At 57.5% G+C, this 26,992-nt stretch carries 24 protein-coding genes and 1 tRNA gene; 15 read left to right on the top strand and 10 right to left on the bottom strand.

Features of this window, described 5'->3' with window-relative positions:
• Positions 1-153 precede the first annotated feature (153 nt).
• From ACO06L_RS00075 to ACO06L_RS00085, 3 genes are read right to left on the bottom strand one after another with little or no spacing between them, the layout of a single operon-like run.
• On the bottom strand, positions 154-1,191 hold the full coding sequence (locus ACO06L_RS00075; RefSeq protein ID WP_421845102.1) for an NAD(P)/FAD-dependent oxidoreductase: 1,038 nt from the start codon (positions 1,189-1,191) through the stop codon (positions 154-156).
• Between the two features lie 43 nt (positions 1,192-1,234).
• Positions 1,235-2,041 (bottom strand): PhzF family phenazine biosynthesis protein, encoded by an 807-nt coding sequence (locus ACO06L_RS00080; protein WP_421845104.1) that lies wholly within the window; start codon positions 2,039-2,041, stop codon positions 1,235-1,237.
• The gene (locus ACO06L_RS00085; RefSeq protein WP_064227337.1) at positions 2,038-2,322 is read right to left on the bottom strand and encodes a hypothetical protein; all 285 of its coding nucleotides are present in this window, start codon (positions 2,320-2,322) and stop codon (positions 2,038-2,040) included. Before ACO06L_RS00085 ends, ACO06L_RS00080 begins: the two co-directional genes overlap by 4 nt.
• A 213-nt stretch (positions 2,323-2,535) precedes the next feature.
• Between ACO06L_RS00085 and ACO06L_RS00090 the strand changes: the two genes are divergently transcribed.
• Positions 2,536-3,951, top strand: a complete 1,416-nt coding sequence (locus tag ACO06L_RS00090) for a PLP-dependent aminotransferase family protein (RefSeq protein WP_421845106.1) — start codon at positions 2,536-2,538, stop codon at positions 3,949-3,951.
• 7 nt (positions 3,952-3,958) lie between these two features.
• Here ACO06L_RS00090 and ACO06L_RS00095 read toward each other — a convergent pair whose 3' ends face one another.
• Together ACO06L_RS00095 and ACO06L_RS00100 are read right to left on the bottom strand one after the other, a co-directional pair.
• Positions 3,959-4,615 carry a response regulator transcription factor gene (locus ACO06L_RS00095; RefSeq protein WP_202347271.1) on the bottom strand — a complete coding sequence of 219 codons (657 nt, stop codon included), beginning with the start codon at positions 4,613-4,615 and terminating at the stop codon, positions 3,959-3,961.
• The gene (locus tag ACO06L_RS00100) at positions 4,608-6,110 is read right to left on the bottom strand and encodes a sensor histidine kinase (protein WP_421845108.1); all 1,503 of its coding nucleotides are present in this window, start codon (positions 6,108-6,110) and stop codon (positions 4,608-4,610) included. Before ACO06L_RS00100 ends, ACO06L_RS00095 begins: the two co-directional genes overlap by 8 nt.
• 152 nt (positions 6,111-6,262) lie before the next feature.
• Here ACO06L_RS00100 and ACO06L_RS00105 point away from each other — a divergent pair, with 152 nt between their 5' ends.
• The 6 genes from ACO06L_RS00105 to ACO06L_RS00130 all read left to right on the top strand — a co-directional run bounded on the left by ACO06L_RS00105 (position 6,263) and on the right by ACO06L_RS00130 (position 13,354).
• Positions 6,263-7,894, top strand: a complete 1,632-nt coding sequence (locus tag ACO06L_RS00105) for an acyl-CoA synthetase (protein WP_421845110.1) — start codon at positions 6,263-6,265, stop codon at positions 7,892-7,894.
• 95 nt (positions 7,895-7,989) lie between these two features.
• Positions 7,990-9,366: a solute carrier family 23 protein gene (locus ACO06L_RS00110; RefSeq protein ID WP_421845112.1), complete on the top strand. Its 1,377-nt coding sequence runs from the start codon at positions 7,990-7,992 to the stop codon at positions 9,364-9,366.
• Between the two features lie 256 nt (positions 9,367-9,622).
• Positions 9,623-10,456: a metal-dependent hydrolase gene (locus tag ACO06L_RS00115; RefSeq protein WP_064227343.1), complete on the top strand. Its 834-nt coding sequence runs from the start codon at positions 9,623-9,625 to the stop codon at positions 10,454-10,456.
• A gap of 110 nt (positions 10,457-10,566) precedes the next feature.
• Complete coding sequence (locus ACO06L_RS00120) at positions 10,567-11,517, top strand: DegV family protein (protein ID WP_202347275.1); 951 nt, start codon at positions 10,567-10,569, stop codon at positions 11,515-11,517.
• 139 nt (positions 11,518-11,656) lie between these two features.
• Positions 11,657-12,691, top strand: coding sequence for a hypothetical protein (locus ACO06L_RS00125; protein WP_421845114.1), 1,035 nt, complete (start codon positions 11,657-11,659; stop codon positions 12,689-12,691).
• Between the two features lie 24 nt (positions 12,692-12,715).
• Positions 12,716-13,354 (top strand): LysE family translocator, encoded by a 639-nt coding sequence (locus ACO06L_RS00130; protein WP_421845116.1) that lies wholly within the window; start codon positions 12,716-12,718, stop codon positions 13,352-13,354.
• 71 nt (positions 13,355-13,425) lie between these two features.
• Here ACO06L_RS00130 and fdxA read toward each other — a convergent pair whose 3' ends face one another.
• Together fdxA and mutS are read right to left on the bottom strand one after the other, a co-directional pair.
• Positions 13,426-13,749 carry a ferredoxin FdxA gene (gene fdxA / locus ACO06L_RS00135; RefSeq protein WP_008170541.1) on the bottom strand — a complete coding sequence of 108 codons (324 nt, stop codon included), beginning with the start codon at positions 13,747-13,749 and terminating at the stop codon, positions 13,426-13,428.
• A 149-nt stretch (positions 13,750-13,898) separates the two neighbouring features.
• Positions 13,899-16,529 carry a DNA mismatch repair protein MutS gene (gene mutS, locus ACO06L_RS00140; RefSeq protein ID WP_421845119.1) on the bottom strand — a complete coding sequence of 877 codons (2,631 nt, stop codon included), beginning with the start codon at positions 16,527-16,529 and terminating at the stop codon, positions 13,899-13,901.
• A gap of 82 nt (positions 16,530-16,611) precedes the next feature.
• Here mutS and pncC point away from each other — a divergent pair, with 82 nt between their 5' ends.
• Both pncC and recA read left to right on the top strand, forming a co-directional pair.
• The gene (pncC, locus tag ACO06L_RS00145; RefSeq protein ID WP_421845121.1) at positions 16,612-17,112 is read left to right on the top strand and encodes a nicotinamide-nucleotide amidase; all 501 of its coding nucleotides are present in this window, start codon (positions 16,612-16,614) and stop codon (positions 17,110-17,112) included.
• 164 nt (positions 17,113-17,276) lie between these two features.
• Entirely contained in the window at positions 17,277-18,323 is a 1,047-nt protein-coding gene (recA, locus tag ACO06L_RS00150; RefSeq protein ID WP_064227350.1) for a recombinase RecA, read from the top strand.
• Here the strand turns inward: recA and ACO06L_RS00155 are convergent.
• Positions 18,320-18,577, bottom strand: coding sequence for a hypothetical protein (locus ACO06L_RS00155; RefSeq protein ID WP_202347277.1), 258 nt, complete (start codon positions 18,575-18,577; stop codon positions 18,320-18,322). The two genes, recA and ACO06L_RS00155, sit on opposite strands and share 4 nt — an antisense overlap.
• A 234-nt stretch (positions 18,578-18,811) precedes the next feature.
• On the opposite strand from ACO06L_RS00155, the gene ACO06L_RS00160 reads away from it, so the two are divergent.
• Entirely contained in the window at positions 18,812-19,282 is a 471-nt protein-coding gene (locus ACO06L_RS00160; protein WP_421845123.1) for a flavodoxin family protein, read from the top strand.
• Positions 19,283-19,289: 7 nt separating this feature from the next.
• Here ACO06L_RS00160 and ACO06L_RS00165 read toward each other — a convergent pair whose 3' ends face one another.
• A complete protein-coding gene (locus ACO06L_RS00165; protein ID WP_064227353.1) occupies positions 19,290-19,667 on the bottom strand; it encodes a PilZ domain-containing protein in 378 nt (125 codons plus the stop codon).
• A 217-nt stretch (positions 19,668-19,884) separates the two neighbouring features.
• Between ACO06L_RS00165 and ACO06L_RS00170 the strand changes: the two genes are divergently transcribed.
• Genes ACO06L_RS00170 through ACO06L_RS00180 form a run of 3 tightly spaced genes read left to right on the top strand, consistent with a single transcriptional unit; the run spans position 19,885 to position 24,588 of the window.
• Positions 19,885-22,293: an AAA family ATPase gene (locus ACO06L_RS00170; RefSeq protein WP_421845125.1), complete on the top strand. Its 2,409-nt coding sequence runs from the start codon at positions 19,885-19,887 to the stop codon at positions 22,291-22,293.
• Between the two features lie 39 nt (positions 22,294-22,332).
• Positions 22,333-22,959: a response regulator FixJ gene (gene fixJ, locus ACO06L_RS00175; protein WP_069183866.1), complete on the top strand. Its 627-nt coding sequence runs from the start codon at positions 22,333-22,335 to the stop codon at positions 22,957-22,959.
• 45 nt (positions 22,960-23,004) lie between these two features.
• On the top strand, positions 23,005-24,588 hold the full coding sequence (locus ACO06L_RS00180) for a response regulator (protein WP_230707562.1): 1,584 nt from the start codon (positions 23,005-23,007) through the stop codon (positions 24,586-24,588).
• On the opposite strand, the gene ACO06L_RS00185 is transcribed toward ACO06L_RS00180, so the two are convergent.
• Positions 24,585-25,457 (bottom strand): MaoC family dehydratase, encoded by an 873-nt coding sequence (locus ACO06L_RS00185; RefSeq protein ID WP_202347281.1) that lies wholly within the window; start codon positions 25,455-25,457, stop codon positions 24,585-24,587. The two genes, ACO06L_RS00180 and ACO06L_RS00185, sit on opposite strands and share 4 nt — an antisense overlap.
• A 282-nt stretch (positions 25,458-25,739) precedes the next feature.
• Between ACO06L_RS00185 and ACO06L_RS00190 the strand changes: the two genes are divergently transcribed.
• Both ACO06L_RS00190 and ACO06L_RS00195 read left to right on the top strand, forming a co-directional pair.
• The gene (locus tag ACO06L_RS00190; protein WP_064227357.1) at positions 25,740-26,771 is read left to right on the top strand and encodes an AraC family transcriptional regulator; all 1,032 of its coding nucleotides are present in this window, start codon (positions 25,740-25,742) and stop codon (positions 26,769-26,771) included.
• A gap of 138 nt (positions 26,772-26,909) precedes the next feature.
• Positions 26,910-26,986 (top strand) — tRNA-Asp (locus tag ACO06L_RS00195).
• Positions 26,987-26,992: the final 6 nt, after the last annotated feature.

A 26,992-nucleotide genomic window follows, 5' to 3' on the forward strand; every position in this document is an offset into this window, starting at 1 on the left:
TTAAAAACAGCATCTGCACGATTCGGCCTTCGCTCACGTGAGATCTCTACCAAAAAGCTGTCAAAAAATGTCTCTCAATAATTGTAGCTGTCAGATCATGTAGGTTATTGCAGTGTAGACGAAAAATGGGCGAGTGGGCCTTTTTTTGACAATTTAATGCGTTCGGAATATGCCTGTGCGGTAGCCCTCGGTTCCCGCCGGCTTGATCGACCATTGGCCCAGAACATCGGCAACCTGCTCGATATCGCTGTTCTTGTAGCCCTGCAAAGGACCGGTCCAGCCCTGCAGTTCGTTGAAGGCCTGGGCAAACCGTTTCGGCAGGTGCTGGGTCAGGTAGTTTGCAATGGTCGATTGCGGGCGGGTTTTCCGGAGGTTCAGCAGGTCATCCTTGATGCGGCAGGCCGGCAGCAGATTGATGGCCAGGCTGTCGCCCGGCTCCCAGAAACTGGAAATCTGGAGCATCGCCGGACCACTGAGCCCGCGATGGGTGACCAGCATCGGTTCCCGGAAGTGCTGGTCATGGCACTGCACGTCAACGGGACAACTGACACCGGACAATGGCGCGAGCTGTTCTTTCAATTCCGGCTGCAGGGTAAAGGGCACCAGGCCTGCTCGCGTGGGAAGTATGTCCAGCCCGAACTTCTCGGCTACCCGGTAACCAAAGGCGGTAGCGCCCATGGTGGGAATCGACAGGCCACCGGTGGCGATCACCAGGGACTCACAGGTGAGATCGCCGGAGCCGACGCGCAGGCGGTAGCCGCTGTCGGTTTCGGTAATGCGGTCGACCGCTGTTTTCATTCTCACTTCCGCTCCTGCCCACTCGCATTCGGTCAGCAGCATGTTGAGGATATCCTTGGCGCTGTCCTTGCAGAACAACTGGCCAGGGGCTTTTTCCTCATGCTCAATGCCGTGGCGGTCTACCAGTTCCAGAAAATCCTGGGGGGTATAACGCTTGAGCGCAGAAATGCAGTAGTGCGGGTTGTCCGACAGGAAGTTGGCGGGCGTGCTGTTCAGGTTGGTGAAGTTGCAGCGGCCGCCGCCGGACATGAGGATTTTCTTGCCGGGCTTGTTGGCGTGGTCCAGCACCAGCACCCTTCGGCCGCGATAGCCGGCGGTTGCTGCACACATCAGACCCGCAGCGCCGGCGCCGAGAATGATTACGTCGTACTGTGATGCTGAACCTGCCGCCATACTGCCCGCCGTTGGAAAGAAAACGGCGGGCAGTATACCAGTCTCAGGGCAGGTAGACGGAGCCTTCCATGAAGAATGCGGCCTGGCCGGCGATGTCGACCCGGTCGCCTTTCAGTTCGCAGCGCAGCACACCGCCTCTTGCCGAAATTTGCCGGGCGTCGAGCCGTGTCTTGCCCAGTTTTTCTGACCAGTAGGGCACGAGCACGCTGTGAATGGAGCCGGTAACCGGGTCTTCATCAATACCGGCGCCCGGAGCGAAATAGCGGCTGACGAAATCGCAGTCTTCGCCAGGTGCGGTGATGATCAGCCCCTGATTGCCGAGTTGCTTGAGTTTGCGCAGATCCGGTTGAGCAGATCGCACAGCGTCCTCGTCCTTCAGAACCACCATGTAGTTGGTGTCATTGGGAACGAAGAACGCGGTGTCAGGTGCCTCTGCCAGCGCCTCGCGGATCAAGTCCGGTGTTGGCCGTTCCTCGAAGCCCAAATTCGGAAAATCCAGTACCAGCCAGCCATCCTCCGCCTGCCGGACGGAGAGCGGGCCGCTTTTGGAAAGTAAACGGATTTGCTCCTTGTCCCAGCCAAGCTTGTTGAAAATAACCCAGGCACTGGCCAGGGTGGCGTGGCCACACAGTGGCACCTCTGTGCCCGGAGTAAACCAGCGGATATGGAAATCGGCATCCTCGTCGTCTGGAAGCGGCACGAAAAAGGCCGTTTCCGAGAGGTTGTTCTCCATGGCAAGCGAGAGCATGACATTGTCCGGCAGCCATTGCTCCAGAGGCATGACCGCGGCCGGGTTGCCGCCGAAAATCCTGCTGGTAAAAGCATCAACCTGGTAGAGGGGCTGTGTCATGGTCTGTTCTCCTTGAAAGATCGTCTAGCGTAATGATGCGCCCGGTGCCTGGCAAACATCTCCAGCTCCGAAGCACTGTAAAAGTGCAGTTCCGGCAATGGGGCCGAATGCGTCAGTACCCAGTGCTCCTGAGCCGGTTCGTTGATCGAAAACCCCAGGTCTTCGAGCCATCGACGGGTGACGTCCATGCCTTTGAAGAGCGGTGTCGCGCAGGCCTGCAAACCGAACAGGTCTTTACTGGTTGCTGGTGGTGCCGACAGATGCGTGTTGGCGATGCCCATGGTGAAACTCCTTCTTCAGTATTCAGTCCGTTTATTGTCGGCTCCCGCTGACAGTCATAACAGATTCAGATAATCTCATTTTGAACCGGTACAGAATGTGGTTTTCTGAATCTGTGCCGGTCAGATTCGACTGTATCTGTACTGCATGGAGAAGTGCCGTGTCTGGTGCAATATAGTGGTGACTCCGGAGGTACCAGTGACGAGGGACGGGCAATGGGCATTCTTTACAATCAGGTGGCGGATCAGCTCCAGGAGTTGATCGGGGACGGTGTCTACCGCGACGGTGATCGATTGCCGGGCGTGCGAATGCTGAGCCGGCAGTTTGGCGTGAGTATTTCGACCATCCTGCAAGCGCACCAGACCCTGGAAGCACGGGGCTTTCTGCAGGCCCGGGAGCGCAGTGGCTACTTCGTAAGGCTGCCGACCGTGGATGCACCTGAGCCGGTGATGCGCCGGCATCGAAGTCGTCCGGTACCGGTCAGCGCCCGGGAAATGACCCTGGACCTGTGCGCCGACGAGCAGAAGCGTATGGTGCCTCTGGCCACGGCGATTCCCCATCCGGATTACCTTCCGCTCCGACAGATCCAGCACAGCACGCTCTGGGCTGCACGTCGGGGCCTGGAAACACTGGACTACGCCTTTCCCGGCAAGGAGTCGTTCCGTCGACAGATCGCCCAGCGGATGGCGACCCTCGGGGTACCGGTAACCCCGGATGATGTGCTCGCCACCAACGGTGCCCAGGAGGCCATAATCCTGGCGCTTCGTGCCGTGACCCAGCCCGGTGACATTGTGGCGGTGGAATCTCCGTCTTTCCCCGGCATTCTTCAGGCTCTGGAAGTGGTCGGGCTGAAGGTCATTGAAATTCCTACCCATCCTTCCGAGGGTTTGAGCCTCGAAGGCTTGCAGCTGGCCTTGGAACAGTGGCCCCTGAAAGCTTGTGTGGTGGTGACCAATCACAGCAATCCCATGGGTGCGCAAATGTCCGACGAGCGCAAGAAGCAGCTGGTCTCCATGCTGGCGGCGGCTGCTGTTCCCCTGATTGAGGACGATATTTACGGGGATCTGCACCACGCCGGTGACCGGCCGCGCCCGGCCAAGGCCTTTGACCGGGCCGATAACGTGATTTACTGCAGTTCCTTTTCGAAGACTATCTCGCCGGGCCTGCGGCTGGGCTGGATGGTTCCCGGGCGGCATATGGCCAGCGCCCGGCAGCACAAGTATTTCGTCAACTTGGCGACCTCTTCGATTCCCCAGATGGCGGTGGCCCACTTTCTGGAGCAGGGCGGTTACGATCGCTATCTGCGCTCAGCGCGTCAGCACTATCGCGAGTCCACAGAGCGTATGCGTACAGCCGTGGCCCGTGCATTTCCGGAAGGTACCGCTGTGAGTCGACCCCAGGGCGGGTTTGTACTCTGGGTGCAGTTGCCGGACGGCGTTTCCGGCACGGAGGTTTACCACAGGGCCAGGGCGGAGGATATCAACGTGGCGCCGGGGCTGATGTTTTCCACGGCCAATAAATACGAGAATTGCCTGAGACTGAACAGCGCCAATCCCTGGAGTGAGCGTATCGAGCAGGCTGTGGGCAGGCTGGGGGTTCTGGCGCACGAGGTCCAGGCCAAGGCGGGTTAGGGGCCGTTCAGGTCTTTTCGCTACGCAGGTCCAGTGGGTCGAGCAACCCTGCGGCAATCGCTGTGCCGGTAACATCCGGCAGGCGATCGGCGCCCAGGCGTTTCATCACACGGGCCCGGTACAGATCAATCGTCTTAACGCTGACATCCAGCTGCTCGGCGATTTCCCGGCTGGTGTAGCCCTGGGCCAGTGGGAGAAACACATCCCGTTCGCGCCGGGTGAGGGTGGTCAGCAGAGCTTCGGTTGCCTCATCGCCCTGCAGCTGTGTGCCGGATTGCTGGTGTTCCTGAAGGGCCTGTTGAACGCTGTCCAGCAGCAACTGCTCGTTGAAAGGCTTTTCGATAAAGTCAAAAGCGCCGGATTTGAAGGCCCTGACCACGATGGGCACATCGGCATGGCCAGAGACAAAGATGATGGGCAGGTCCAGCCCTCGCTTCTGAAGCTCCTCCTGAACGTTCAGGCCGCCGAGCCCCGGCATCCTCACATCCAGAACCACGCAGCCGGCTTTGCCGTTGCCAACGGCGTCCAGAAATTTGCGGCCGTCGCTGTAGGCCTGGACGTTCAGGCCCACGGATTCCAGCAACCATTGGGTGGATTCCAGCATGCCTGCGTCGTCGTCAACAACATAGACGGTGGTGGCTTCCGGGGCAGAGTGGTCAGTCATCGGGCTGGTTCTCCGTGGTTGCGGTTTTGTGCTTCTGGTTCTGGCTGGCCGGGAATCGACAGATCAGGGACAGTCCCCCCGTTTTAGCGGGGCGGGCATCCAGAAAGCCGCCAAAGCCTTCAATGATCGATCGGCTCATGGATAGGCCAAGGCCCAGTCCCTGGGGCTTGCTGGTGTAGAACGGCTGGAACATCTGGCGGATGCCCTGCTCATCCAGGCCCGGGCCTTCATCAGTGACTTCAATCAGGGTTTCGTTCTGATCGTTGATGCAGGTGGTTATGATGATCTGCGCAGGTGCACTCCGGGTTTCTTCGTCACGGGCTTCGATCGTGGCTTCAATGCCATTGCGGATCAGATTGATCAATACCTGTTCCAGCAGCACCGGATCGGCGGTGATGACCGGCGCGCAGCAGGCCAGTCTCTCGCGGATCTGCACGTTATTCTTCTCGGCCTCCCACTGACACAGGCGGGCGACGTTGTTTACGACATCATTCAGGGCGAGTGGCGCGGTGCGCTTCTGGCCCTTGCGCAAGAAAGCCCGTAGACGCTTGATCACTTCCGATGCGCGGTTGGCATGGTGAACAATTTTCTGCAGGCCATCATCCACGCGATCCAGGCATTCGGGGTTGGTTCGGGCGCTTTTCAGATAACGTTGGCTGGCACTGGCAAAGTTCACGATGGTGGCCAGCGGCTGGTTCATCTCGTGGGCAATGCTGGAGGCAAGCTCCCCGAGAGTCGCGAGCCTGGCGGTATGGGCCAGTTCGTCGGCCAGCCTGCGGTTGTTCTCCTCGGATTCCACCCGGGCGGTGATATCCCGGGATACACTGATGACCTCAATCACGGCGCCGGTGTAGGTCTCACGGATGGCCCGGCTGGCAATCTCGAACCAGCGGCGGGATCCGTCCCGGTGGATGATCTCCAGGGTCATGGTGGCGTAGCCGTCATCCCGGAGCAGGTTTCGGGTCTCCGCCAGTTTCTGGGCTACATGGTTGCCGCGAAAGACCTCTTCGAGCGGTTTGCCTCGTAATTCTTCCGGCCAGTAGCCCAGCAGCCGCCATGACGCCGGGGTAGCATCGATAAAGCGCCCGTCCGGAGCGTGGCGGGAGATCAGGTCTGTGGTGTTTTCGGTGATCAATCGGTACAGGCGGTTGGAGCGGGTTGCCTCTTCCTGGGTCAGAACCTCATCTGTGGCGTCTCTCGCTCGTGCCAGAACCCTGCCGCTTCGGACATCTGGGACGAACGTCCACATCAGGATGGTTCCCGGAATACGGGCTTCGACATTCTCGATTGCCCGGTCCTGTTCCAAGGCAGATTTCACCAGTGCCAGAACATTGACCGGCAGCAGCCCGGACCGGGATGGCAGATTCGCCGTCTTGCACAGATTCCGGCTTGCGCGGTTGCCTTCAAGAACGGCGCCATCGGCATCCAGGATCAATCCGGGTTGCGGGTCGGCGTCGTGCAAACTAAATACACTTGGAGTGGAAGAATCGTTCATGGCTTATCGTTATAGTAAATTAACTATAATACGTTGGTATAGTTTCTAGTATTTATGCTATCCAATACTATTCTGGCCAGCCCGAAGTATAGCTAGTTTAGCGATATTCCTGAATACGCCATAAGAACAACAGTACTCAAGAGGACCACGCAATGACCTCGATATTTGATCAAGGCCTGGCGCCCGTTGACGCCAACTACGCCGTTCAATCCCCCATCGATTTTATCGAACGTACCGCCACGGTTTACCCGGAGTATCCCGCCGTTATTCACGGGGCGATCCGTTACACCTGGGCGCAGACCTACGAGCGTTGTCGCCGTCTGGCCTCTGCCCTCAAGGGGCGCGGCATCGGACGTGGTGACACCGTCGCCGTTATGCTGCCAAATATTCCTGCCATGGTAGAGGCCCACTTCGGGGTTCCCATGATCGGTGCGGTGCTCAATACCCTGAACGTTCGCCTGGATGCCGAAGCCATTGCTTTCATGCTGGAACACGGTGAGGCCAAGGTTGTAATTGCCGACCGGGAATTCGGTGAGGTGATCAAAGACGCCGTCAGCCGGCTGGACACCAACAAGCCACTGGTGATTGATGTGGACGATCCCGAGTACGGCGAGGGCGTTCAGGTCAGCGATCTGGATTACGATGCCTTCCTGCAGGAGGGGGATCCGGCGTTCCAGTGGAGCTTCCCCGACAACGAGTGGGATGCCATCTCCCTGAACTACACATCCGGCACGACCGGGAACCCGAAGGGCGTGGTTTACCACCATCGTGGCGCCTACATCAATGCCATCGGCAACCAGGCAGTCTGGTCCATGGACATGCACCCGGTGTACCTGTGGACCTTGCCGATGTTCCACTGCAACGGCTGGTGTTTCCCCTGGACCATCACCGCCATGGCCGGAACTCACGTCTGCCTGCGCCGGGTTGACCCGGAGAAGATCCTGCAGTTGATCCGCGACCATCAGGTTACCCACATGTGCGGCGCACCGATTGTTCTCAACGCGCTGCTGAACGTGCCGGAATCCGCCAAGGCGGGTATCGATCACGAAGTGAAATCCATGACAGCCGGCGCGGCGCCCCCCGCCCAGGTTATCGGTGCCATCGAAGAGATGGGCATCCAGGTGACTCACGTTTACGGCCTGACCGAAGTTTATGGTCCGGTGACGGTTTGCGCTTGGAAGACCGAGTGGGATGCGCTGCCGCTGCATGATCGCGCCCGCAAGAAGGCTCGCCAGGGCGTTCGTTATCACACCCTGGCTGGCACCATGGTTGGCGACCCGAACACCATGGAACCAGTGCCCAAAGACGGCAAGACCATCGGTGAAATCTTCCTGCGCGGCAATACCGTAATGAAGGGTTACCTGAAGAACCCCAAGGCCACTGACGAGGCCTTCCGGGGTGGCTGGTTCCACACCGGTGACCTGGCGGTATGGCACGAAGACGGCTACATGGAGATCAAGGACCGGCTCAAGGACATTATCATCTCCGGTGGTGAAAACATCTCCACCATAGAGGTTGAGGATACCCTGTACCGCCATCCGGCTGTGCTCGAGGCGGCTGTGGTTGCCCGGCCGGACGAGAAGTGGGGCGAAACTCCTTGCGCCTTCGTGACTCTCAAGCCGGAAGCGGGACAGGTCAGCGAGGAAGAGATCATCAACTTCTGCCGCGAGCACCTGGCCCGGTTCAAGGTGCCCAAGACCATCGTTTTCTCGGAGCTGCCCAAGACTTCCACGGGCAAGATCCAGAAGTTCGTGCTGAGGGACCAGGCCAAAGAACTGGATTGATCCCCCGATCGGCTGCGCCGCTCCGGCGCAGCCGAATTTAACCAGAAAAACAACGCTGTCAGGCACACGCGCCGCGTGAGCCCGGAGACCTTTTTATGCAAATGTTTCACCGAAAGAACGGGGAAGAGCAGCCGTACTGGCCGGCCGGTCCCTTCAAGGTTCGTCTGCCGTTTGTACATTACCGCTGGGAATTTGCGGAGATGGTGCAGGCCCTGATCATGTTTGTGGTCAGCCTGGCTATGATTCCCCTTCTTGAGAAATACCTGGGTGTGCCCTACGACGTGGCTCTGACCTATGTGGTGATCTGCGGTATCGGTTTCATGCTGCCGGCGTTGCTGGGCGTGCCTCTGGTGCCAGGCTGGATAACGCCCGGTATTCCGGTTGTTCTGCTGTTCCTGAGTGATTATGAGCCTGGTCCGGAGGCAATTCAGGCCTTATTCGCCCTGCAATTCCTCGTGTTTATTATTTTTCTGGTTCTGGGCGTTACCCGCCTTGGCAGCAAGCTGGTGGAATTGATTCCCCGCTCCATGAAAGGCGGGATTATCATCGGTGCCGGTATTGCGGCCCTGATGGGTGAGATCGAGGCTGGTGGTCGCCTGGCCAACACACCGATCTCCCTGATCATTGGTGGTCTGGTCTGCCTGTACCTGATGTTCTCCGTGTCTTTTAAAGGTTTCGTAGAGAGCAATTCCATCGCCCGCAAGATCGCTAACTACGGCATGGTGCCGGGCATGGTGGTTGCGATTCTGGTTGGCTTTGCCACGGGCGAATACGATGTGCCCAATGTGGAGTGGGGCATCACCAAGCCGGCATTTGACGAGCTGTGGTATTACCTGCCATTTGCCGTCGGTTTCCCGGACGCCAACGTGTTCCTTTATGCGATCCCCACGGCTGTGATTGCCTATGTCATTGCCTTTGGCGACATCGTGGTAGGTCAGTCGCTGATGAACCGCGTCGACCATCTGCGCAAAGACGAAGATATCGATAACAGCATTGATCGGGTTCATCTGGTAACCGCTATCCGAAACGGCGGCCATGCTTTCTTCGCGCCCTATCCGGGCCTGGCAGGCCCGATCTGGACGGCAGTGACCGCAACTATGGCAGAGCGCTACAAGTACGGCCGCAATGCCATGGATTCCATCTACAGTGGCGGCGGTACCTTCTGGATTACCGGTTTCATTGCCCTGTTCGTCCTGCCGCTGGTGAGCTTCTTCCAGCCGGTGTTGCCAATTGCCCTCTCGCTGACCCTGCTTCTGACCGGCTATATCTGTCTGATGGTAGGTCTAGAGCAGCTGGAGAATAACACCGAGCGTGGCATAGCCGGCACCATGGGCGTGGTTCTGGCGGTGTACGGTGCCGGCTGGGGCCTGGCCACCGGTGCCGTCCTCTATTTCCTGATTGAACGTACCAAATTGCTTGGCTTTACCGCCGACCCGGAAGCGCCGGGCGTGAAAGCCGCAGAAGAGCACTAAACCTGCGTCTTCCGGCTCTGCACCGGAAGGCGTTGACCCCCTGTGTGTCCTTGGGAGGCCTCGTGCCTCCCTTTTTTATGCCTGCATTTTCTCTTGAAATCCGGTCGTTGACAGAATGTCATTTCGTGACAATTTGTCCAATTTTTTCTACCGAAGTATTCCTTCCGCTTGGTTTCCGGGTTTAAACTGCTTTGACTGATGAATTTTTGTCCGCTGTTCATTACTGATAACAACACTACAAAAACAGGAGGCAGTCATGACCATCAGCTCCACGCCCGAGGGCGTGTCCGTTGAACCGAGGCATCTCCGGTTCGATGTCAGTGAAGATCTGAAAACGCTCTGGCACGGTAACGACGCCTTCCGGACTGCGTTTTTCAATGCCCTTTCCCTGCAGTTCCCTGACGGCGAACAGCAATTCATCAATGCCGTTCGACTCTATCGGGACAAAATTGAGGATCCAAAGCTGAAAGCGGAGATTCGCGGCTTTATTGGCCAGGAAGCCTTGCACAGCCGGGAGCACAAGGACTACAACGAAGCCCTGAAGGCCAGAGGTTACGACATTGATGCCCTTGACCAACGGTTCCGGAAGCATATGGAGTGGGTGGGCAACCTGCCGCCAAGCCGCCAACTTGCAGGTACCTGCGGAGCAGAGCATTACACCGCCGTTCTCGCCAATGCCATCCTGAGCCACCCCGAGTGGATGGAGGGTGCTACTCCGGCCATGGCAAAGCTCTGGCGCTGGCATGCGATCGAGGAAACCGAACACAAATCCGTTGCCTTTGATGTTTACCGGGAATGTGTTGGCAATGAACGGCTGCGCCGGATTGTCTTCCTGTTCGTGACCTGGAATTTCTTCAAGTACACCTTTCTCAATACCTGTAGCCTGCTGAAGGCCGATGGTAAGCTCTGGAGCCTTCGCACCTGGGTTGGCGGGTTTAATTTTCTCTGGGGCAGGCCCGGAGTGCTTCGCAAGTGTCTGCCGGAATTCCTGGCCTATTTCCGCAAAGGCTTTCACCCCTGGCAGCAGGACAACCGCGAGCTGCTCAAGCAGAACCTCCGTGAGCTGGATATGACATCCAGTGCAGGATAGGGCCGGTTTGCTGAAATTCTGATCGCGGTGTGTAAAACTGTGCGGCATAAAGAATAACGACAATAAAGGGGGCTTCCGGTCGAGAAGCTGCCCGGAGCTGGAGGCCCACCATGCGAGTTGGTTTGATCGTCGATTCTGCGTGCGACTTACCTTATGATTTCAGCCGCAAGCACGACCTGTTCGTCCTGCCGGTAACCGCTGTAATCGATGGCCAGACCTATATAGACAAGCATGATCCCGTTCGGACCCAGGAGTTTTACCAGAGCGGCCTGTTACAAAAAGGGCATCAGGCTGAGACCCGCGCCTTCACCGCTGAACAGATCCACGACCTGTTCATGGAGAAAATCGTCACCCAGTTTGACGTCGCGATCTGCGAGACGGTCACGAAAACCCGAAGTCTGATTTTCCAGAATGCCACCGAGGCAATGAATACGGTCCTGGCGAATTACGAGGGCGCACGGGAAGCGGCCGGGCGCGATGGCCGATTTTTCATGCGGGTGATCGACAGCAAGCAGATCTTTGCCGGCCAGGGCCTGCTGGCAGCGCATACCCTGAAGCTGATCGATCAGAAGGTCTCCAAGAATGCCCTGCGCCATGAGGTGGAAACCTTCAGCGACAAGATCTACACCTGCGTGATTCCGAGGGACCTGCATTACATCCGTGAGCGGGCAAGGCGTCGTGGTGACAAGAGCGTGTCGGCTTTGGTAGCCTTCCTTGGTAAAGCGCTGAACATCACCCCGGTGATCTTTGGGCAGGGTGCTGAAGGCCAGCCGGCGGCCAAAACCCGCAGTTTCGATGTGGCGGTGGAAAAGGTGATGAACTATGCCACCGCACGCGTGGAAGCCGGACTCCTGACCCCTTATGTCAGTCTTTCCTGTGGCCTGACCTGGACCGAAATCGAGGATTTGCCCGGGCTCAACCGCTTGCGGGACGCCTGCGAGCGTAACGGTGTGGAACTTCTGCTATCCCAGATGGGCATCACCAGCAGTATCTATGTCGGCCCTGGCAGCCTCTGCCTGGCCCTGGCCGCGGAACCCCACAGCTTCAACGACTTTCAGTAATTCCTGCATAGAGTTCGCGGCTGAACCGGACTGGCCCGGCCGCATCCCTTCACCTGTAGTTTTGGCAAACCTGCCAGCCTGAACTTCATGTTAGCCTCTGGTCAGTGTGTTTCATTTCAACAACAGGACAACTGACGCCATGACCAAAGGCAAAACGGATCTCGCCACCCAACTGCTGGAACAGCATGTGAAGCATGAACTGGCCTCGCTCAAGGGCGCAAAGCTGCGCAAGTTTCTGGAACAGGAGCTGGATGAGCTGTGGAGTTATGCCGGTGAGATAACCCTGAACCGGATCACTTCGGAAGAGCAGGTGATGGGCGTCATCCAGCGCATTGTTATGGATATGGAGCTGGATGCCGGCATTCCGGAGCTGGCCGCGGAAATGGCGACCGAAGTGCTTAATGCCGATGTGCAGTCGCAGACCACCCTGGGTGAGATCATTACCCGCGAACAGGCCACCGGCTTTCTGGAAGAGGCCCTGGAGCTGCGGCAGCAGCGGGAGCGGGTGATCAGCGAAATTATGGCGCACCCGGTCTATCAGGAGCTGGTGTCCAATGTGGTTTACCACGGCCTGGTTAACTACCTGTATGAGGATAACCTGATCGCCAAGTCGGTACCGGGTGTTGGTTCAATGATGAAGTTCGGCAAGCGCATGGCCAACCGGGCGGTGCCGGGACTGGATGAAACCCTGGAGCGGCGCCTGAAGGCCTGGCTGTCGGACAGCCTGCCCGGACTGATCAGCCGCAGTGAGCAGTTCCTGCATAGCGCCCTGTCTGACGACGAGCTTCGGGACAGCGTGATGGCGGCCTGGGTGTCGCTGGAAGACCGTACCATTGCCGAGCTGCATGAAGGTCTTGGCGACGTGGAACTGCAGGAGTTTGTGGTGCTGGGGTATGAATTCTGGCTGCAGTTCCGCAAGACCGGATACTTCGAGAACTGTGCCCGGGCGGTGGTTTCCCACCTGTTCGTAAAATATGGCGAACGCCCGCTGACTGACTTGCTGGGCGACATGGGGGTAAGCCGTGAAGTCGTCATGGCGGAGATTGATGCCTACGCAATTCCGGTTATAGACGTATTGCGTGAAGAGGGCTATGTTGAGGCCCTGATTCGCCGGCGGCTTGCACCGTTTTATAAGTCTGCCGCTGCGCGCAAGATTCTCCAGCAGGAGGCCTGATTTCGTTCAAGTGTTTATGAGGGAATGGTTTTGATCTCGGATCTGTTCTGGGCCTATCTCGTCGCAATTACCCTGCTCACCATTACACCGGGTGTTGATACCCTTCTGGTGATGCGCAATACCGGCCGGGGTGGTTTGCGGGATGGTTGTGTCACCAGCGTTGGCATCTGCAGCGGCCTGTTCATTCATGCCACGCTCTCGGCTCTGGGCATTTCCCTTCTGCTGGTGGAAACCGCCTGGGCCTTTTCAGCCCTGAAATGGGCCGGTGCCTGCTATTTGGTGTGGCTGGGCATCGGTTCATTGCGTCAGGCCCTTCGCCGTGGCGACGCCCCCGAGGTAAAAGAGGAAAAGGTTGCTCGCCGGAAGGTCACCATGGTGGCGTCGCTCCGTGAGGGACTGTTATCCAACGTTCTGAATCCGAAAACCGCGCTGTTCTATATGGCTTTGCTACCACAGTTTGTGGATCCCGCCGGTAACGCCTTTCAGCAGTCCCTGATGCTGGCCGGGGTGCATTTCCTGCTGGCCATGCTCTGGCAGTGCGGTCTGGCCTGGGTGGTGGTCACTTTCCGGAGTCTGGGCGTGAATGCGCGGATGAAGCGGATGCTGAACGGCCTGACCGGCGGGTTTTTCGTGGCCATGGGGGTCAAGCTGGCCAGTACCTGATCGTTTCTGATGCTCTTCGCACAAAAAAAGGGAAGCCGCAGCTTCCCTTTTTCCGTTTCAGCTCTGAAATCTTACTTTTCCAGATACTGCAGCTTGTTCGGCTTGCCATCCCACTCTTCGGCGTCTGGGAGCGGGTCTTTCTTTTCGGTGATATTCGGCCATTTTGCGGCCAGATCAGCATTCAGTTCTACAAACTGGACCTGATCGGCTGGCAGCTCGTCTTCCGAGAAAATGGCTTCGGCCGGGCACTCTGGCTCGCACAGGGCGCAGTCGATGCATTCGTCCGGGTCGATTACCAGAAAGTTCGGTCCTTCGTAGAAGCAGTCTACCGGACAGACTTCCACGCAGTCTGTGTATTTACACTTGATGCAGTTATCAGTAACGATAAACGCCATAGTCAGATCCCTGGTCCAGTGGTGGTCAGTCTCATCAGGAGCGCCGTCGGGCGCCGCCGTTATATTTTAGTGCGCGATATTGTAGGGAGCGACCCGCACAGCCGCAAGCGTTGGGCTGCTATAACCTTATTACACAGATCAATTTTCCGCTATTTCTTCATCAGCGCCTTCAGTTCGTAAAGCTGGTTCATGGCATCCCGGGGGGATAGTCCATCCAGATCCATCTCTTTAAGGGCTTCTTCCACGGCGCTGGGTTCAAGGCTTGCGAACATGTCGCCCTGGTAGACGGGTTCGTTAACCTGGGTGGCCGGTTTGGCCCGGGGCGTATCGATGCTCTGTTCACCAGTCGGAGCTGCCGGTGCCGCTGGCGAGGCACTGCCTTCCAGATGGGACAGCTGGGTCTTGGCGTTACGGATCACGTCCTGGGGCACGCCTGCGAGCTTGGCCACCTGAAGCCCGTAGCTCTGGCTCGCAGGGCCATCGTGCACGTTGTGCAGGAATACGATGCTGTCATCGTGTTCGGTGGCTGTCAGATGCACGTTGACGGCATGCTGCAACTCATCGGCCAGCTGGGTGAGCTCGAAATAGTGGGTGGCAAACAGGGTGTAGCAACGGATTTCCCGGGCGAGATGCTCGGCGGTGGCCCAGGCCAGTGACAGGCCATCGAAGGTGCTGGTGCCACGACCAACTTCGTCCATCAGCACCAGGCTGTGCTCGGTGGCGTTGTGCAGGATGTTGGCGGTTTCGGTCATTTCCACCATGAAGGTGGACCGGCCGCCGGCGATGTCGTCGGAGGAGCCCATCCGGGTGAAAATCCGGTCCACGGGGCCGATCACCGCCCGGTTGGCTGGCACAAAACTACCGGTGTAGGCCAGCAGGGCGATCAGTGCGGCCTGGCGCATGTAGGTGGATTTACCGCCCATGTTCGGGCCGGTGATGACCAGCATGCGGCGCTGGGTATCCATCAACAGATCGTTGGGTACGAAAGGCTCGTCCAGCAATTGTTCAACTACAGGGTGGCGGCCTTCTTCTATATCGAAACCGGGGGATTCGCTGAATTCCGGCGCTGAAAAGCGCAGGGAGGTGGCGCGCTCGGCAAAATTGCTCAGTACGTCCAGCTCGGCCAGCGCCTGGGCGGCATCCTGCAATGGTGCCAATTGCCCGGCCACGGTTTCCAGGACCTCATCGTACAGGCCTTTCTCACGGGCAAGCGCCCGGCTCTTGGCGCTGAGGGCCTTGTCTTCAAATTCTTTCAGTTCCGGCGTAATGAAGCGCTCGGCATTCTTCAGGGTCTGTCGGCGAATGTAATCCACCGGCGCCTGGTCCGACTGGGCCCGGCTGATTTCGATGTAATAGCCGTGGACCCGGTTGTAACCCACCTTCAGGGTGCTGATGCCGGTGCGGTCCCGCTCCCGGGTTTCCACGTCCAGCAGATACTGGCCGGCGTTCTCGCTGATGTTGCGCAGCTCGTCCAGCTCCTCGTCGAAGCCTTCCCGGATAACCCCGCCTTCGCGAATCACCACCGGAGGATTGTCGATGATGGAGCGCTCCAAAAGGTCGGCCAGTTCCGGGTATTCGCCAATGGTGGTCGCCAGCTTGACGACATGGTGGGAGTTAACCGGTTTCAGGGTTTCCTGCAGGTCCGGCAAGGCCTGAAAGGCGTCGCGAAGCCGTGCCAGGTCTCGAGGGCGCGCTGACCGAAGGGCGACACGGGCCAGTACCCGCTCAATGTCGCCAACGGCTTTCAGAAGGTCGTGTACAGGCTCGTAGTGAAACCCGTCGAGCAGCGCTGAAACCGCTTGCTGTCGCTGACGGACGATCTCCACATCCCGCAGCGGGCGGTTCAGCCAGCGCCGAAGCTCCCGGCCACCCATGGCGGTGGCGGTGCGGTCCATCACCCAGGCCAGGGTGTACTGGTGGCCGCCCATCAGGTTGGTGTCGATTTCCAGGTTGCGGCGACTGGCGGCATCCAGAATCACCGCTTCATCCCGACGCTCGCGGGTCAGCTTGCGAATATGGGGCAGGGCGGTGCGCTGGGTTTCCTTGGCGTACTGCAGCAGACAACCGGCGGCACAGACCGCCAGGTTCAGGTCTTCGCAGCCGAATCCGGTCAGGTCTCGCACCTGCAGCTGTTGGGTAATCACCCGCCGGGCGGTATCGGATTCAAACAGCCATGGGCCCTGACGGCGAATTCCGGTGAAGCCCTCCAGAATTTCCTCGTAGGGAAAGTCCTCGCTGATCAGAATTTCCGCCGGGCGCAGTCGCTGAAGTTCGCCCTGCAGGGCTTCCAGGTTCTCCAGTTCTGAAACGGCAAAACGGCCGCTGGAGATATCGAGTGAGGCAAAACCGAACTGTTCCCGGTGGTTAAAGATGGCAACCAGCAGGTTGTCCCGGCGATCCTCCAGGTAGGCATCGTCGCTCAGGGTGCCAGGGGTGACGATCCGTACCACCTGACGGTCAACCGGTCCCTTGCTGGTAGCCGGGTCACCAATCTGTTCGCAGATGGCGATGGATTGACCTGCCCGAACCAGCCGGGCAATGTAGCCCTCAGAAGAATGATAGGGGATGCCCGCCATGGGGATCGGGTTGCCTCCGGACTGGCCCCGGGCGGTGAGGGTGATGTCCATCAGCTCCGCCGCCTTCTTGGCGTCTTCGTAGAACAGCTCGTAGAAATCCCCCATGCGGTAGAACACCAGTTCGTTGGGGTGCTGGCCCTTGATCTTCAGGTACTGCTGCATCATGGGCGTGTGCTTGGAAAGATCGGTCTGAGCTGCTGACATGAACGGGTCCGGGTAGCCTTGCTTTGGATGAAGGCGTGAATTGTAAGAAAATAACCGCCGCGATGAAATGAAGGAGGTCATTATGCTGGCCAGCGATCAGGAATTGGAAGAGGCAGGCAATCGCCTTGGTGAACGACTGCTGCGAACCGGCCGTACTGTCGCTACGGCGGAAAGTTGCACCGGCGGCTGGGTTGCCAAGGTACTGACCGACCGGGCCGGGTCCTCGGCTTACGTGCTTGGCGGGCTGGTAACCTACAGCAATGAGGCCAAGCAGGGGTTGCTGGGCGTGACCCGGAAGTCGCTGGATGAACATGGGGCGGTCAGCGAACCGGTGGTGCGGGAAATGGTGGCCGGTGCCCTGGTGGCGACAGACGCGGACGTTGCCGTGGCCATCAGCGGTGTAGCCGGGCCCGGAGGTGGCAGCGAGGACAAGCCTGTGGGCACAGTCTGGTTTGCCTGGGGTAGCAGTCCGGCCTCCACCGTGGCGGTGGTAAAGCACTTTGATGGTGATCGTGAGCAGGTTCGCCGACAAGCCGTTCTCTTTGCCCTTCAAGGGGTTAACGATTTTGTGGGCGAACTCTGACGGCTTTCACATCCGAGGGGGTTGGTCTCCTCTGCGGGTTATGTTTTAATACTGTTCAAATATACAGGGAATTGACTGTTTAAGCTGTACGGATTCCCGATCCACTATTTCGCTGCCGGCCTTTATCTGAGGTTGGTGGCCCGGGCGACAGAGGGTTTGCACTGATGGAAGACAACCGCAAGAAAGCATTGAGCGCAGCACTTGGGCAGATCGAGCGCCAGTTTGGCAAGGGCGCTGTCATGAAAATGGGCGATCAGCCCCGTGAAGCCATTCCTGCGGTCTCCACCGGTTCCCTGGGGCTGGATGTAGCCCTGGGTATCGGTGGTCTTCCCTATGGTCGGATCTGCGAAATCTACGGTCCGGAGAGTTCCGGTAAGACCACGCTCACCCTGCAGGTGATTGCAGAAGCCCAGAAAGCCGGCAAAACCTGTGCGTTTGTGGATGCCGAGCACGCTCTCGATCCGGTGTATGCCGAGAAGCTGGGCGTCAACGTGGATGAGCTGCTGGTTTCCCAGCCGGATACCGGTGAGCAGGCCCTGGAAATCGCCGATATGCTGGTGCGCTCCAACGCGGTAGACGTGATCATCGTGGACTCCGTGGCGGCCTTGACCCCGAAAGCGGAGATTGAGGGTGAAATGGGCGACAGCCACGTTGGTCTGCAGGCGCGACTGATGTCCCAGGCGCTGCGAAAACTGACGGGTAACGTCAAACACGCCAACTGCCTGATGATCTTCATCAACCAGATCCGTATGAAAATCGGGGTGATGTTCGGCTCGCCCGAAACCACGACCGGTGGTAACGCCCTGAAATTCTATTCTTCCGTTCGTCTTGATATCCGCCGCATCGGCGCCGTGAAAGACGGCGATGAGGTGGTTGGTAACGAGACCCGCGTTAAAGTGGTCAAGAACAAGGTTTCACCACCGTTTAAACAGGCCGAGTTCCAGATCATGTACGGCAAGGGCATCTACCACATGGCGGAAGTTCTGGATATGGGCGTTAAGGAAGGCTTTGTTGACAAGTCCGGGGCCTGGTACGCCTACAACGGCGACAAGATCGGCCAGGGCAAGGCCAACGCCTGCAAGTTCCTGGAAGAAAACATGGACATTGCCAATGAGATTGAGGCCAAGGTTCGCGATAAGCTGATGCCCAAGCCGGTCTCCAAGAAAGAGGCTGAAGAAGCGCCCGCCGAAGCGAACGGCGAGCTGCTCTAACCCTTCCTGAGCAATACCAGGCGCGGCAGGTGGCAATGTAAACCTTCCGCGCCATCCCCACACTCGACTTTCTTTTCAGGTATTAGCCTTTCTTCCAATTCTCTCCTGAAGTGGCCTGGTTCAGCGCCGATGTCGATTTCCAGGCGCCTGAGGTAGTCCTCGCCACCAGCTTGTTGTAGCTGGCTTTTGATCCACCTCCGGTATTTCATTCGACGATAGAGATTCTGTAGATTTTTGCTGTTGAGAAAACGCATCGACTTCTCCTCCTCTTAACTGTCTGGTTCATACTAAGCAGAAGTCGTTGCAGGGTATCGGTTCAGAATGTTCAAAAATTCTCGTAACAGATCATTCATTTTCACCTCTGTGCTGCTCAAAAAATAGACATCTGTGTTTGCTGCCTCTTCCGTCGGTTTGAGGTGGTGTCACAATGAATTCATACTCGATAGGTGCTCAGGTTTCTTGCTCTTCAGATACAAATCAGAGGCGGTATGGAAGCAAAAAAGAGATTATTGATAGTCGCTCACGTCCCTTCCCCCAATACGCTCAAGCTCAGGCAGGCGGCTGAGCAGGGCGCCCGCCATGAAGACATCGAAAGCGTTGAGGTAAAGGTGATGGCGCCTTTGGATGCGGGCCCTGAAGACGTTCTGGCCTGTGACGCCATCATTCTGGGCACCACTGAGAATCTCGGGTATATGAGTGGTGCCCTGAAAGACTTCTTCGATCGCAGCTACTATCCCTGCTTTGAGAAAACCCAGGGTTTGCCTTTTGCCTACTACATTCGGGCCGGCCATGACGGCACGGGCACCAATCGGGCAATTGAAAGCATTACCACCGGGTTGCGCTGGAAGCTGATCCAGGAGCCTCTGATCTGCCGGGGTGAGTATCGGGATGAGTTTGAAGAACAGTGCCGGGAGTTGGGGATGTATGTCGCGGCCAGCCTTGATGCCGGGCTGGTGTGAGGCTGGCTCAGCTGGCAAACCGGTTGTAAAAGCCTTCAATCCGCGACAGGGCATTGTCGACAGTTCGTGAATAGCCTTTTTTGTCCAGGCAATAGCTGAACTGGACGCTGACGCGATAGCCGGCCTGGTAAGGTTGGCAGTCCACCACCCGGGCGCAAACCCGCGATTCGCTGATGTATTTGCCGTCAAAATCCATGAATAGGCGGGCCCCGGGCTCCACCGGCCTGGGGCAGAGCACGGCCATACCGTAGCGGTTTAGGTCCAGGCAGGTAACCGGCGTGGGCTGCTTGCCCCGACCAAAGAAACCACGCTCCCGGAGCTGAACCTTCAGGCAGGAGGCGGGGTAACGATCCTTGATTCTGCGTTCGGCGGAATCACTGGTCATACGCTGGCGTCCGTTGCATGCATTGTATTTATGGTTGGGAGATGAAGTGTAGTTCCGGAAGGGCTGGCTGAAAAATAACCGGCTGCGGAATTGTGAACTGTCTAACAAAATCCTGCGCAGTGTGCGCAACTCCAGAAATCTTCCTGCTGAACGCGACAGAGCCGACTGCAGAATCTACAATGACCGGCCAATGTGTTAACCGTTACAGGACCAAACCTTGAAGTCACTGTCTCTGCACCAGCTTTACAAAGCCTGTGTTCTGAAAGATCTGCCGTTCAAAACCACCAAGCAACTGGAGCCCCTGGCTGAAATCGTCGGGCAGAACCGCGCCCAGGAAGCTGTGCGTTTTGCCCTGGCAATGCCCCATGGCGGTTACAACGTGTATGCCGTTGGCCGAAATGGACTGGGTAAGCGCACCATGATGTTGCGCTACCTGGAGCACCATGTGGATACGGATCAACAGAGCCATGACTGGTGCTACGTGGCCAACTTCGAGGAGCCACGTATTCCGAAGCTGTTGCAGTTGCCGGCAGGAAAAGGCACCCAGCTCAAGCAGGATATGGAAAAGCTGATGAGTCGACTGGTCAAGGTGATTCCCCAGACCTTTGACAGTGACAGTTTCCTGGAGCGTTCGGAGCAGTTGAAAAACGAGTACGGCAAGAAGCAGGAAGATGAGCTGGAGAAAGTGGCGGCTCAGGCCAGGCGTAAGAAGGTGAGTCTGACAGTGACCACGCCGGGTGGCTACCGGCTGGTTGCCATGAACGGGGATGAACCTCATACCGCAGAATCCTTCCAGGCCCTGAGCGACGAACAGCGTGACAAGTTTGAAGATGCCATCAACCGGCTTGAGAAAAAGCTGCGCCAGGCCCTGCGCAAACTGGCGGACTGGGAGCAGGAGTATGCTGATAAGCAGCAGGCCCTGAACCAGGAAACGCTCGAAGGTATCTCTGGCCACCAGATTGATGAGCTGATCGAAAAATACAAGGATCTGCCTGATGTGGTCGCCTATTTCGAAGCGGTTCGGGCGGACCTGGTGGAGAATCTGGAGATATTTCTCGACGACAATGAAGAACAGGCGGCAATTGCCTACGCGTCCCTGGACAAGAAAATGCCCCGCCGGTATCTGGTCAATGTGCTGGTGCACCAGAAAACCAACGAGGTGCCTATGGTGGTGGAGGATAACCCCACCTACCATAACCTGTTTGGCTATGTGGAGAACGTTACCTACAAGGGCACGGTGTTCACGGATTTTTCCCTGATTCGACCGGGCAGCCTGCACAGGGCCAACGGGGGCTATCTGCTGATGGATGCCATCAAGGTTCTGGAACAGCCGTTTGTATGGGACGGCCTCAAGCGTGCCTTGCGCTCGAAGTCCATACAGATAAATTCCCTGGAACGGGAACTGACGCTGTCCGGCACTATCTCAATTGAACCAGAATCGGTTCCCCTGGACGTCAAGATCGTTCTGTTCGGTGATCGTGAAACCTGGATGTTGCTGCAGGAATACGATTCCGAGTTTGCCGAACTGTTCCGGGTGACGGCGGATTTCGAGAACGAGATGTACCGCTCCGATGACAGTCAGTTGCTTTATGCAAAATTCATTGCCAGCCTTGTGAGTGAGAAGAAACTGCTGCACTGTTCCAATAAGGCAGTTGCCCGGGTTATTGAACACAGTGCCCGTATGGCCGAGCATCAGGATCGACTCTCCCTGCACGCGGCGGATATTGCCAATCTGCTGCGGGAATCGGATTTCTGGGCCCGACAGGCCGGTGCGAAGCTGATCCAGGACCTGCATGTCGAGCGCGCGCTGGAAAGTGCGAAATATCGCAGCAGCCGGATCCGGGATCAGTTCTACGATTCCATCCGTGACGGCACGACGCTCGTAACTACCACTGGGAAGTGCGTTGGCCAGGTCAATGCACTGTCAGTGCTGTCCACGGGTGGGTTTGAGTTTGGCCTTTCCAACCGTGTCACTGCTACCTGCTATTATGGAGATGGCGCGGTGATGGATATTGAGCGTGATGTGAAGCTCGGTGGCAATCTTCACTCCAAGGGCGTGATGATTCTCAGCTCCTGGCTCGCCTCCCATTTTGCGGTCAACGATCCGATGCATCTGTCGGCCAGTCTGACTTTCGAGCAGAACTACGGCGAAGTGGACGGTGACAGTGCATCGCTGGCAGAGCTGTGCGCGCTGATCTCGTCCCTCTCCGGAATTCCGGTGCGACAGGATCTGGCGATCACAGGGTCGGTCAACCAGTTTGGCGAAGTTCAGCCCATCGGAGGCGTGAATGAGAAAGTGGAAGGCTTTTTCACCACCTGCCAGCTCAAGGGCGGACTGTCAGGCACCCAGGGTGTCATTGTGCCAGCCACCAATGTGCAGAACCTGATGCTAGACAGCGAAGTGGTGCAGGCAGTGCGCGGGGGGCAATTCTCGGTGTACGCGGTTGCCCGTGTTGAAGAGGCCATAACTCTGCTGCTTGGCAAGCCTGCGGGCAAGGCCGATGACAAAGGCAGGTACCCGAAGCAGAGCGTTTTTGGCATTATCCAGCAACGACTTGAGAAAATGCGGGAACACGAGCGCCAGGAACATGCTCGTGACGACCATAAAGACCCGTCAATTCACTGACCGGCGATCATAAGAAAACGGACAGGAGAGAACACACCCATGACTGATATCCAGCAAACCGTGTACGTTGTAGAGGACGATGAAGCAGTCCGCGATTCCCTGGAGCTGCTGCTGAAATCCGACGGCAAGCCGGTCAAGACCTATGAGAGTGCAACCGCTTTCCTGAAGGATTATTCCGACAAGATGGCAGGCTGCATTGTGCTGGATATCCGCATGCCCGGCATGGACGGTATGGAACTCCAGAAAAAACTCAATGAAAAACACTCCATCCTGCCCATCATCTTTGTGACCGGCCACGGTGATGTGCCCATGGCCGTTGACGCCATGAAAGAGGGCGCTGTGGACTTCATTCAGAAGCCCTACCGTGAAGAAGCGCTGCTGGAGAAAATCGAGGCGGCACTAAAGCAGGATCTGGAACAGCGGAAGTCCCTGGATGAGAAGCAAGAGATCATCCGACGGGTCAAGAGCCTGACCCCCCGTGAACATGAGATCATGGACAGGATGATTGCCGGCCAGGCCAACAAGGTGATTGCCATTGAGCTGGAGATAAGCCAGCGCACAGTGGAGATCCACCGCTCCCGCGTTATGCACAAGATGGGTACCCATTCCCTGGCACATCTCGTTCGTATGGTCCTGTCCGTAAAGGACCTTATCGACGCAGGGTGATCCCGGCGGCATCATGCGGTTACTTTTTTAACCGGCCCGACATTTATGACTGAAGCTGTCAGCGAGAACTCGGAGGTAACGGTTCTGCTCGTGGATGATAATCCGCAGAACCTCAAAGTCCTCTATGAGACCCTGAAAGACAAAGGTTACCGGCTACTCATTGCCAACGAAGGCGAAAAGGCCCTCGACCTTGCCCACCGCCATCAGCCTGAAGTGATTCTGCTGGATATCATGATGCCGGAGATGGATGGCTATGAAGTCTGTGAGCGCCTGAAGGCGGACCCTCAGACGGCCGACTGCGCCGTTGTGTTCCTGTCTGCGCTGGATGACCTGCAGGCGAAGGTGAAAGGCTTTTCCCTCGGTGGCGCCGACTACATTTCCAAACCCTTCCAGTCCCAGGAAGTGATCGCCCGGGTTAAAACCCACGCCAGTGTGATTCGCCTCGAGCGGGAGCTGCAGGCCCGCAATCGCGAGCTGCAGAGTGACCAGGCCCGGATTCTCAATTCCATCAGCGAAGGCATCTACGGTCTTGATGAGAACGGCATCATCGAATTTGCCAACCCTGCGGCGGCCTCGATTGTTGGCTGCCCGGTGGAAGAGCTGATTGGTCGCGATTTTTTCCAGACCCACTTCGCGACCGCCGGGGACAATCCGGACGGCTTGCCGGTAAAGGCCACCTGCCAGCAGGGTGTGGCGGAGAACCAGCGGGATATTCGAATGCTGCGGGCGGATGGCACTGGCTTTCCGGCGGAGTACCGTTCGACCCCGAAACTGGACTCTGATGAGCTCCATGGTGCTGTTGTCGTGTTCCGGGATATCACTGCCGAACTGGACAACGAAAAGGCGCTGGAGGATGCCAGGCAGCTGGTTCAGGAACAGCGTGATCAGCTGGCCCATACCTCCCGCCTGACTACCATGGGTGAGATGGCTGCCGGTGTTGCCCATGAGGTTAACCAGCCGCTGACAGCCATCACCAATTATGCCCGCGTTGCCAAGCGGATGATGGCGAAGGAAAACGCGGACATGGGTCTGCTTCAGGAGACCCTGGACAAAATTGAGGCCCAGTCCCACCGGGCCAGTGAAATCATACGTCGCATACGTCGATTCATGAAAAAGCCGGCCACGGGCAAGGAAGTACTGTCCGTGCCTGCGTTGCTGGAAGACACCCGGCAGTTTGCAGAAGTGGATATGCGCAACAACAAGGGTGCCATTGAACTGTCGGTTCCGGAGAACATGCCGGAGGTTCTGGCAGACCCGGTTCAGGTGCAGCAGGTAGCGCTCAACCTGATTCGCAATGCCCTGGAGGCCACCAGCAGCATTGATTCCAGTGCGCCGGTCGAGGTGAGTGCCAGTGTGCAGGGTGACACCTGTGTGCGAATCCAGGTGCGCGACCATGGCGTTGGCTTGTCGGAAGACGCCGAAGAGAAACTGTTCCTGCCGTTCTTCACAACCAAGGACGAGGGCATGGGGATTGGTCTCTCAACCTGCCGCTCGTTGATACAGGCGCAGGGTGGCGACATAGGTTTCGAGCGACCGGAAGATGGCGGCGCCTGTTTCTATTTTACTTTGCCTGTCGCCGGCGCCCAGGGTTCCCCCTGCGCACCGGATGGTGAGCCTTCCCAGAACTAGAGCCAGTTGATGCGCCCGGTTAAATGGGGCGCATCGCCTTTGGCGTTCAAGACCTGGTAGTCCCAGCCTTTCTCTCCCGTTTGCCAGTTGAGCTGGGCTGTGCCGGGCAGAAACAACGGTTTCTTGAACTGGCAGCTGACGCTCAGAGCGCCATTTTGCCAGTCTTCCTGTTGCTCCAGTAGTGCGAGTGCATGGGCTTTGGTCCACATGCCATGGGCGATTGCCCGTGGAAAGCCGAAGGCTTTGGCGCTCAGGGCATGCATGTGGATCGGATTGCTGTCGCCGGATACACGTGCGTACTGCCGGCCAATGGACTCGGGTGCTTTCATGTTTTCTGTGTTCGGATAACGCTCCAGCTCTGGTGGCGCTTTTTTGCCGGATTTGCCCTCACCATCCGATTGCCGGAACAGCGTTGTGCTTGCTTCTTCCCAGACCAGCCTTCCTGCCGAGCGTGCCTCCGTAATCAGGTCGAATTCCACGCCCCGGGCGCTTTTAACGGTGTTGCCGAGCCTTACCTGCATATCCAGGTTTTCCCCGGTGCCGATTGGTCGGTGCTGGGTGATCGTATTTCGCAGATGCACCAGACCAAGCAGCGGCAGGGGAAAGCTTTTCTCGGTAAGCAGTTTCAGGTGCAGGGGAAAAGCCAGCACGTGCGGCCAGGTGACAGGCAGATGACTGTGAGCCTTGAAGCCGCATACCTGCTGGTAGCGTTTCAGGTTCTTGCCTGCGGTACTGATACCGAGCAGACTCGCCGAGAGATTCGGGATGCTGATATCACCGCCGGTTTGCTTCTGCTTCGGCAACAGTGTTCTGCCATACATCGGTAACAAGGCGGGCGGCGTGTTGTGGTAAACGAGAGTCTCTGACATTGGTGTTCTCCTTCACAGCCCGGACAATGAATCCCGGCATTGCCTGATTAGAAAGCTTTGAAGCAAAGGGTATGCTTTTTTTTACAATTTGGTACAACTCGGCGTCTGTGGCCTGATATGCTCTAATATAAGACGATTGTCTAACAGGGTGCATTTCATAGGCCCCTTGAGTCTGGCAAACCCCTGGAGTCTGGCAAACCCCGCCAGATCAGGCATTGACCTGGCGTGCCACGGCGGCTGTCGGGAAGGTCACAGTAGTAAACCAATAAAAAGCGGAATCTTATGCAGGAACTTCGTGACGCGGGAGTGATGTTGCGCCTGATCTATGAGGCGATGAAAAAGAAGGGAATCGATACCGATGCCATCTTCACTCGACTGGGTGTGGATGAGAATTACGTCTATACCGAGCAGCTTCGAACCCCCCACAGTGCCCAGATGTATTTCTGGCAGGCTGTTGAGGATGTTTCCGGGGATCCCGATGTTGGCCTGCACCTTGGGCAATTACTCCCTGCGTACAAAGGACAGGTGCTGGAATATCTCTTTCTGAGCAGCCCAACCTTCGGCGAAGGCCTGCGGCGGGCCCAGAACTACCAGCGCCTGCTGAGTGACGCGGCGAATACCGATTTCTTCATTGAAGGTGATGACGCCTGCATGGTGCTGGATGCAGCGTCTGATGATGTCCGCCGCCTGAGGCATTTCAACGAATGTTTCGTGCTGGGATTGATTACCTTTTTCCGCTCGATCACCGATGGCAACTTCTATCCCTCACGCATTGAGTTCGAGCATGAACGGGCCGAGGGCCAGGACCATGTGCGCGAGGTGCTCGGATGTGACGTCACCTTTGGTGCGCAGCAGAACCGGCTGTACTTTCCTGCAAAACTGTTGTCCCACGCCTCACCTCATGCGGAGCCGGAGCTGCTGGATCTGCACGAGCGGTTTGCCAGCGAACAGGTCGCCCGGCTGGAGAAAAAGGATATCGTTGGCCAGGTGGAGCGGATTGTGGCTGAACTGCTCGATAGCGGTGAGGTTACCCTGGATGCCGTGGCTGAGCGCCTTGGTATCAAGCCGCGAACCCTGCGTACTCGGCTGACCGAAGCCGAGACCAGTTTCAATCAGGTGCTCGCGGATTTTCGCTATCGTCTGGCCCGTCAACTTCTGGCAACTACCGACGAATCCATCGATGAAATTGTCTATCTCACCGGCTTCTCTGAGCCCAGCACTTTTTATCGCGCATTCAAGCGCTGGTCCGGAATGACACCTATCGAATATCGCAAAACCGCCCAGGGCAAGGACGCCATGGTCGATGCCATGTAACAGAACGCTTTTTCTGAAAAAATTTAAGAAAAAGCGTTGACATAACAGGGCGCCTCTTTATAATGCGCCCTCGTTGTCACAGAGCAATCACACCCTTGATTGCCAAGCCTTTTCGAGGCTAGCTGTGGTGACCCGCACGGAGCGGTAGTTCAGTTGGTTAGAATACCGGCCTGTCACGCCGGGGGTCGCGGGTTCGAGTCCCGTCCGCTCCGCCATTTTTG

This window comes from Marinobacter sp. (assembly GCF_965229985.1).
Classification (GTDB): Bacteria; Pseudomonadota; Gammaproteobacteria; order Pseudomonadales; family Oleiphilaceae; genus Marinobacter.

Coding starts and splice junctions, on each gene's coding strand:
- ACO06L_RS00095 (WP_202347271.1), bottom strand. CDS start 4,615: ATGACTGACCACTCTGCCCCGGAAGCCACCACCGTCTATGTTGTTGAC.
- ACO06L_RS00155 (WP_202347277.1), bottom strand. CDS start 18,577: ATGCGTTTTCTCAACAGCAAAAATCTACAGAATCTCTATCGTCGAATG.
- ACO06L_RS00165 (WP_064227353.1), bottom strand. CDS start 19,667: ATGACCAGTGATTCCGCCGAACGCAGAATCAAGGATCGTTACCCCGCC.
- ACO06L_RS00120 (WP_202347275.1), top strand. CDS start 10,567: ATGCGAGTTGGTTTGATCGTCGATTCTGCGTGCGACTTACCTTATGAT.
- ACO06L_RS00125 (WP_421845114.1), top strand. CDS start 11,657: ATGACCAAAGGCAAAACGGATCTCGCCACCCAACTGCTGGAACAGCAT.
- fdxA (WP_008170541.1), bottom strand. CDS start 13,749: ATGGCGTTTATCGTTACTGATAACTGCATCAAGTGTAAATACACAGAC.
- fixJ (WP_069183866.1), top strand. CDS start 22,333: ATGACTGATATCCAGCAAACCGTGTACGTTGTAGAGGACGATGAAGCA.
- ACO06L_RS00075 (WP_421845102.1), bottom strand. CDS start 1,191: ATGGCGGCAGGTTCAGCATCACAGTACGACGTAATCATTCTCGGCGCC.
- ACO06L_RS00105 (WP_421845110.1), top strand. CDS start 6,263: ATGACCTCGATATTTGATCAAGGCCTGGCGCCCGTTGACGCCAACTAC.
- ACO06L_RS00160 (WP_421845123.1), top strand. CDS start 18,812: ATGGAAGCAAAAAAGAGATTATTGATAGTCGCTCACGTCCCTTCCCCC.
- ACO06L_RS00180 (WP_230707562.1), top strand. CDS start 23,005: ATGACTGAAGCTGTCAGCGAGAACTCGGAGGTAACGGTTCTGCTCGTG.
- recA (WP_064227350.1), top strand. CDS start 17,277: ATGGAAGACAACCGCAAGAAAGCATTGAGCGCAGCACTTGGGCAGATC.
- ACO06L_RS00090 (WP_421845106.1), top strand. CDS start 2,536: ATGGGCATTCTTTACAATCAGGTGGCGGATCAGCTCCAGGAGTTGATC.
- ACO06L_RS00130 (WP_421845116.1), top strand. CDS start 12,716: ATGGTTTTGATCTCGGATCTGTTCTGGGCCTATCTCGTCGCAATTACC.
- ACO06L_RS00115 (WP_064227343.1), top strand. CDS start 9,623: ATGACCATCAGCTCCACGCCCGAGGGCGTGTCCGTTGAACCGAGGCAT.
- ACO06L_RS00080 (WP_421845104.1), bottom strand. CDS start 2,041: ATGACACAGCCCCTCTACCAGGTTGATGCTTTTACCAGCAGGATTTTC.
- ACO06L_RS00100 (WP_421845108.1), bottom strand. CDS start 6,110: ATGAACGATTCTTCCACTCCAAGTGTATTTAGTTTGCACGACGCCGAC.
- pncC (WP_421845121.1), top strand. CDS start 16,612: ATGCTGGCCAGCGATCAGGAATTGGAAGAGGCAGGCAATCGCCTTGGT.
- ACO06L_RS00085 (WP_064227337.1), bottom strand. CDS start 2,322: ATGGGCATCGCCAACACGCATCTGTCGGCACCACCAGCAACCAGTAAA.
- ACO06L_RS00110 (WP_421845112.1), top strand. CDS start 7,990: ATGCAAATGTTTCACCGAAAGAACGGGGAAGAGCAGCCGTACTGGCCG.
- ACO06L_RS00185 (WP_202347281.1), bottom strand. CDS start 25,457: ATGTCAGAGACTCTCGTTTACCACAACACGCCGCCCGCCTTGTTACCG.
- ACO06L_RS00190 (WP_064227357.1), top strand. CDS start 25,740: ATGCAGGAACTTCGTGACGCGGGAGTGATGTTGCGCCTGATCTATGAG.
- mutS (WP_421845119.1), bottom strand. CDS start 16,529: ATGTCAGCAGCTCAGACCGATCTTTCCAAGCACACGCCCATGATGCAG.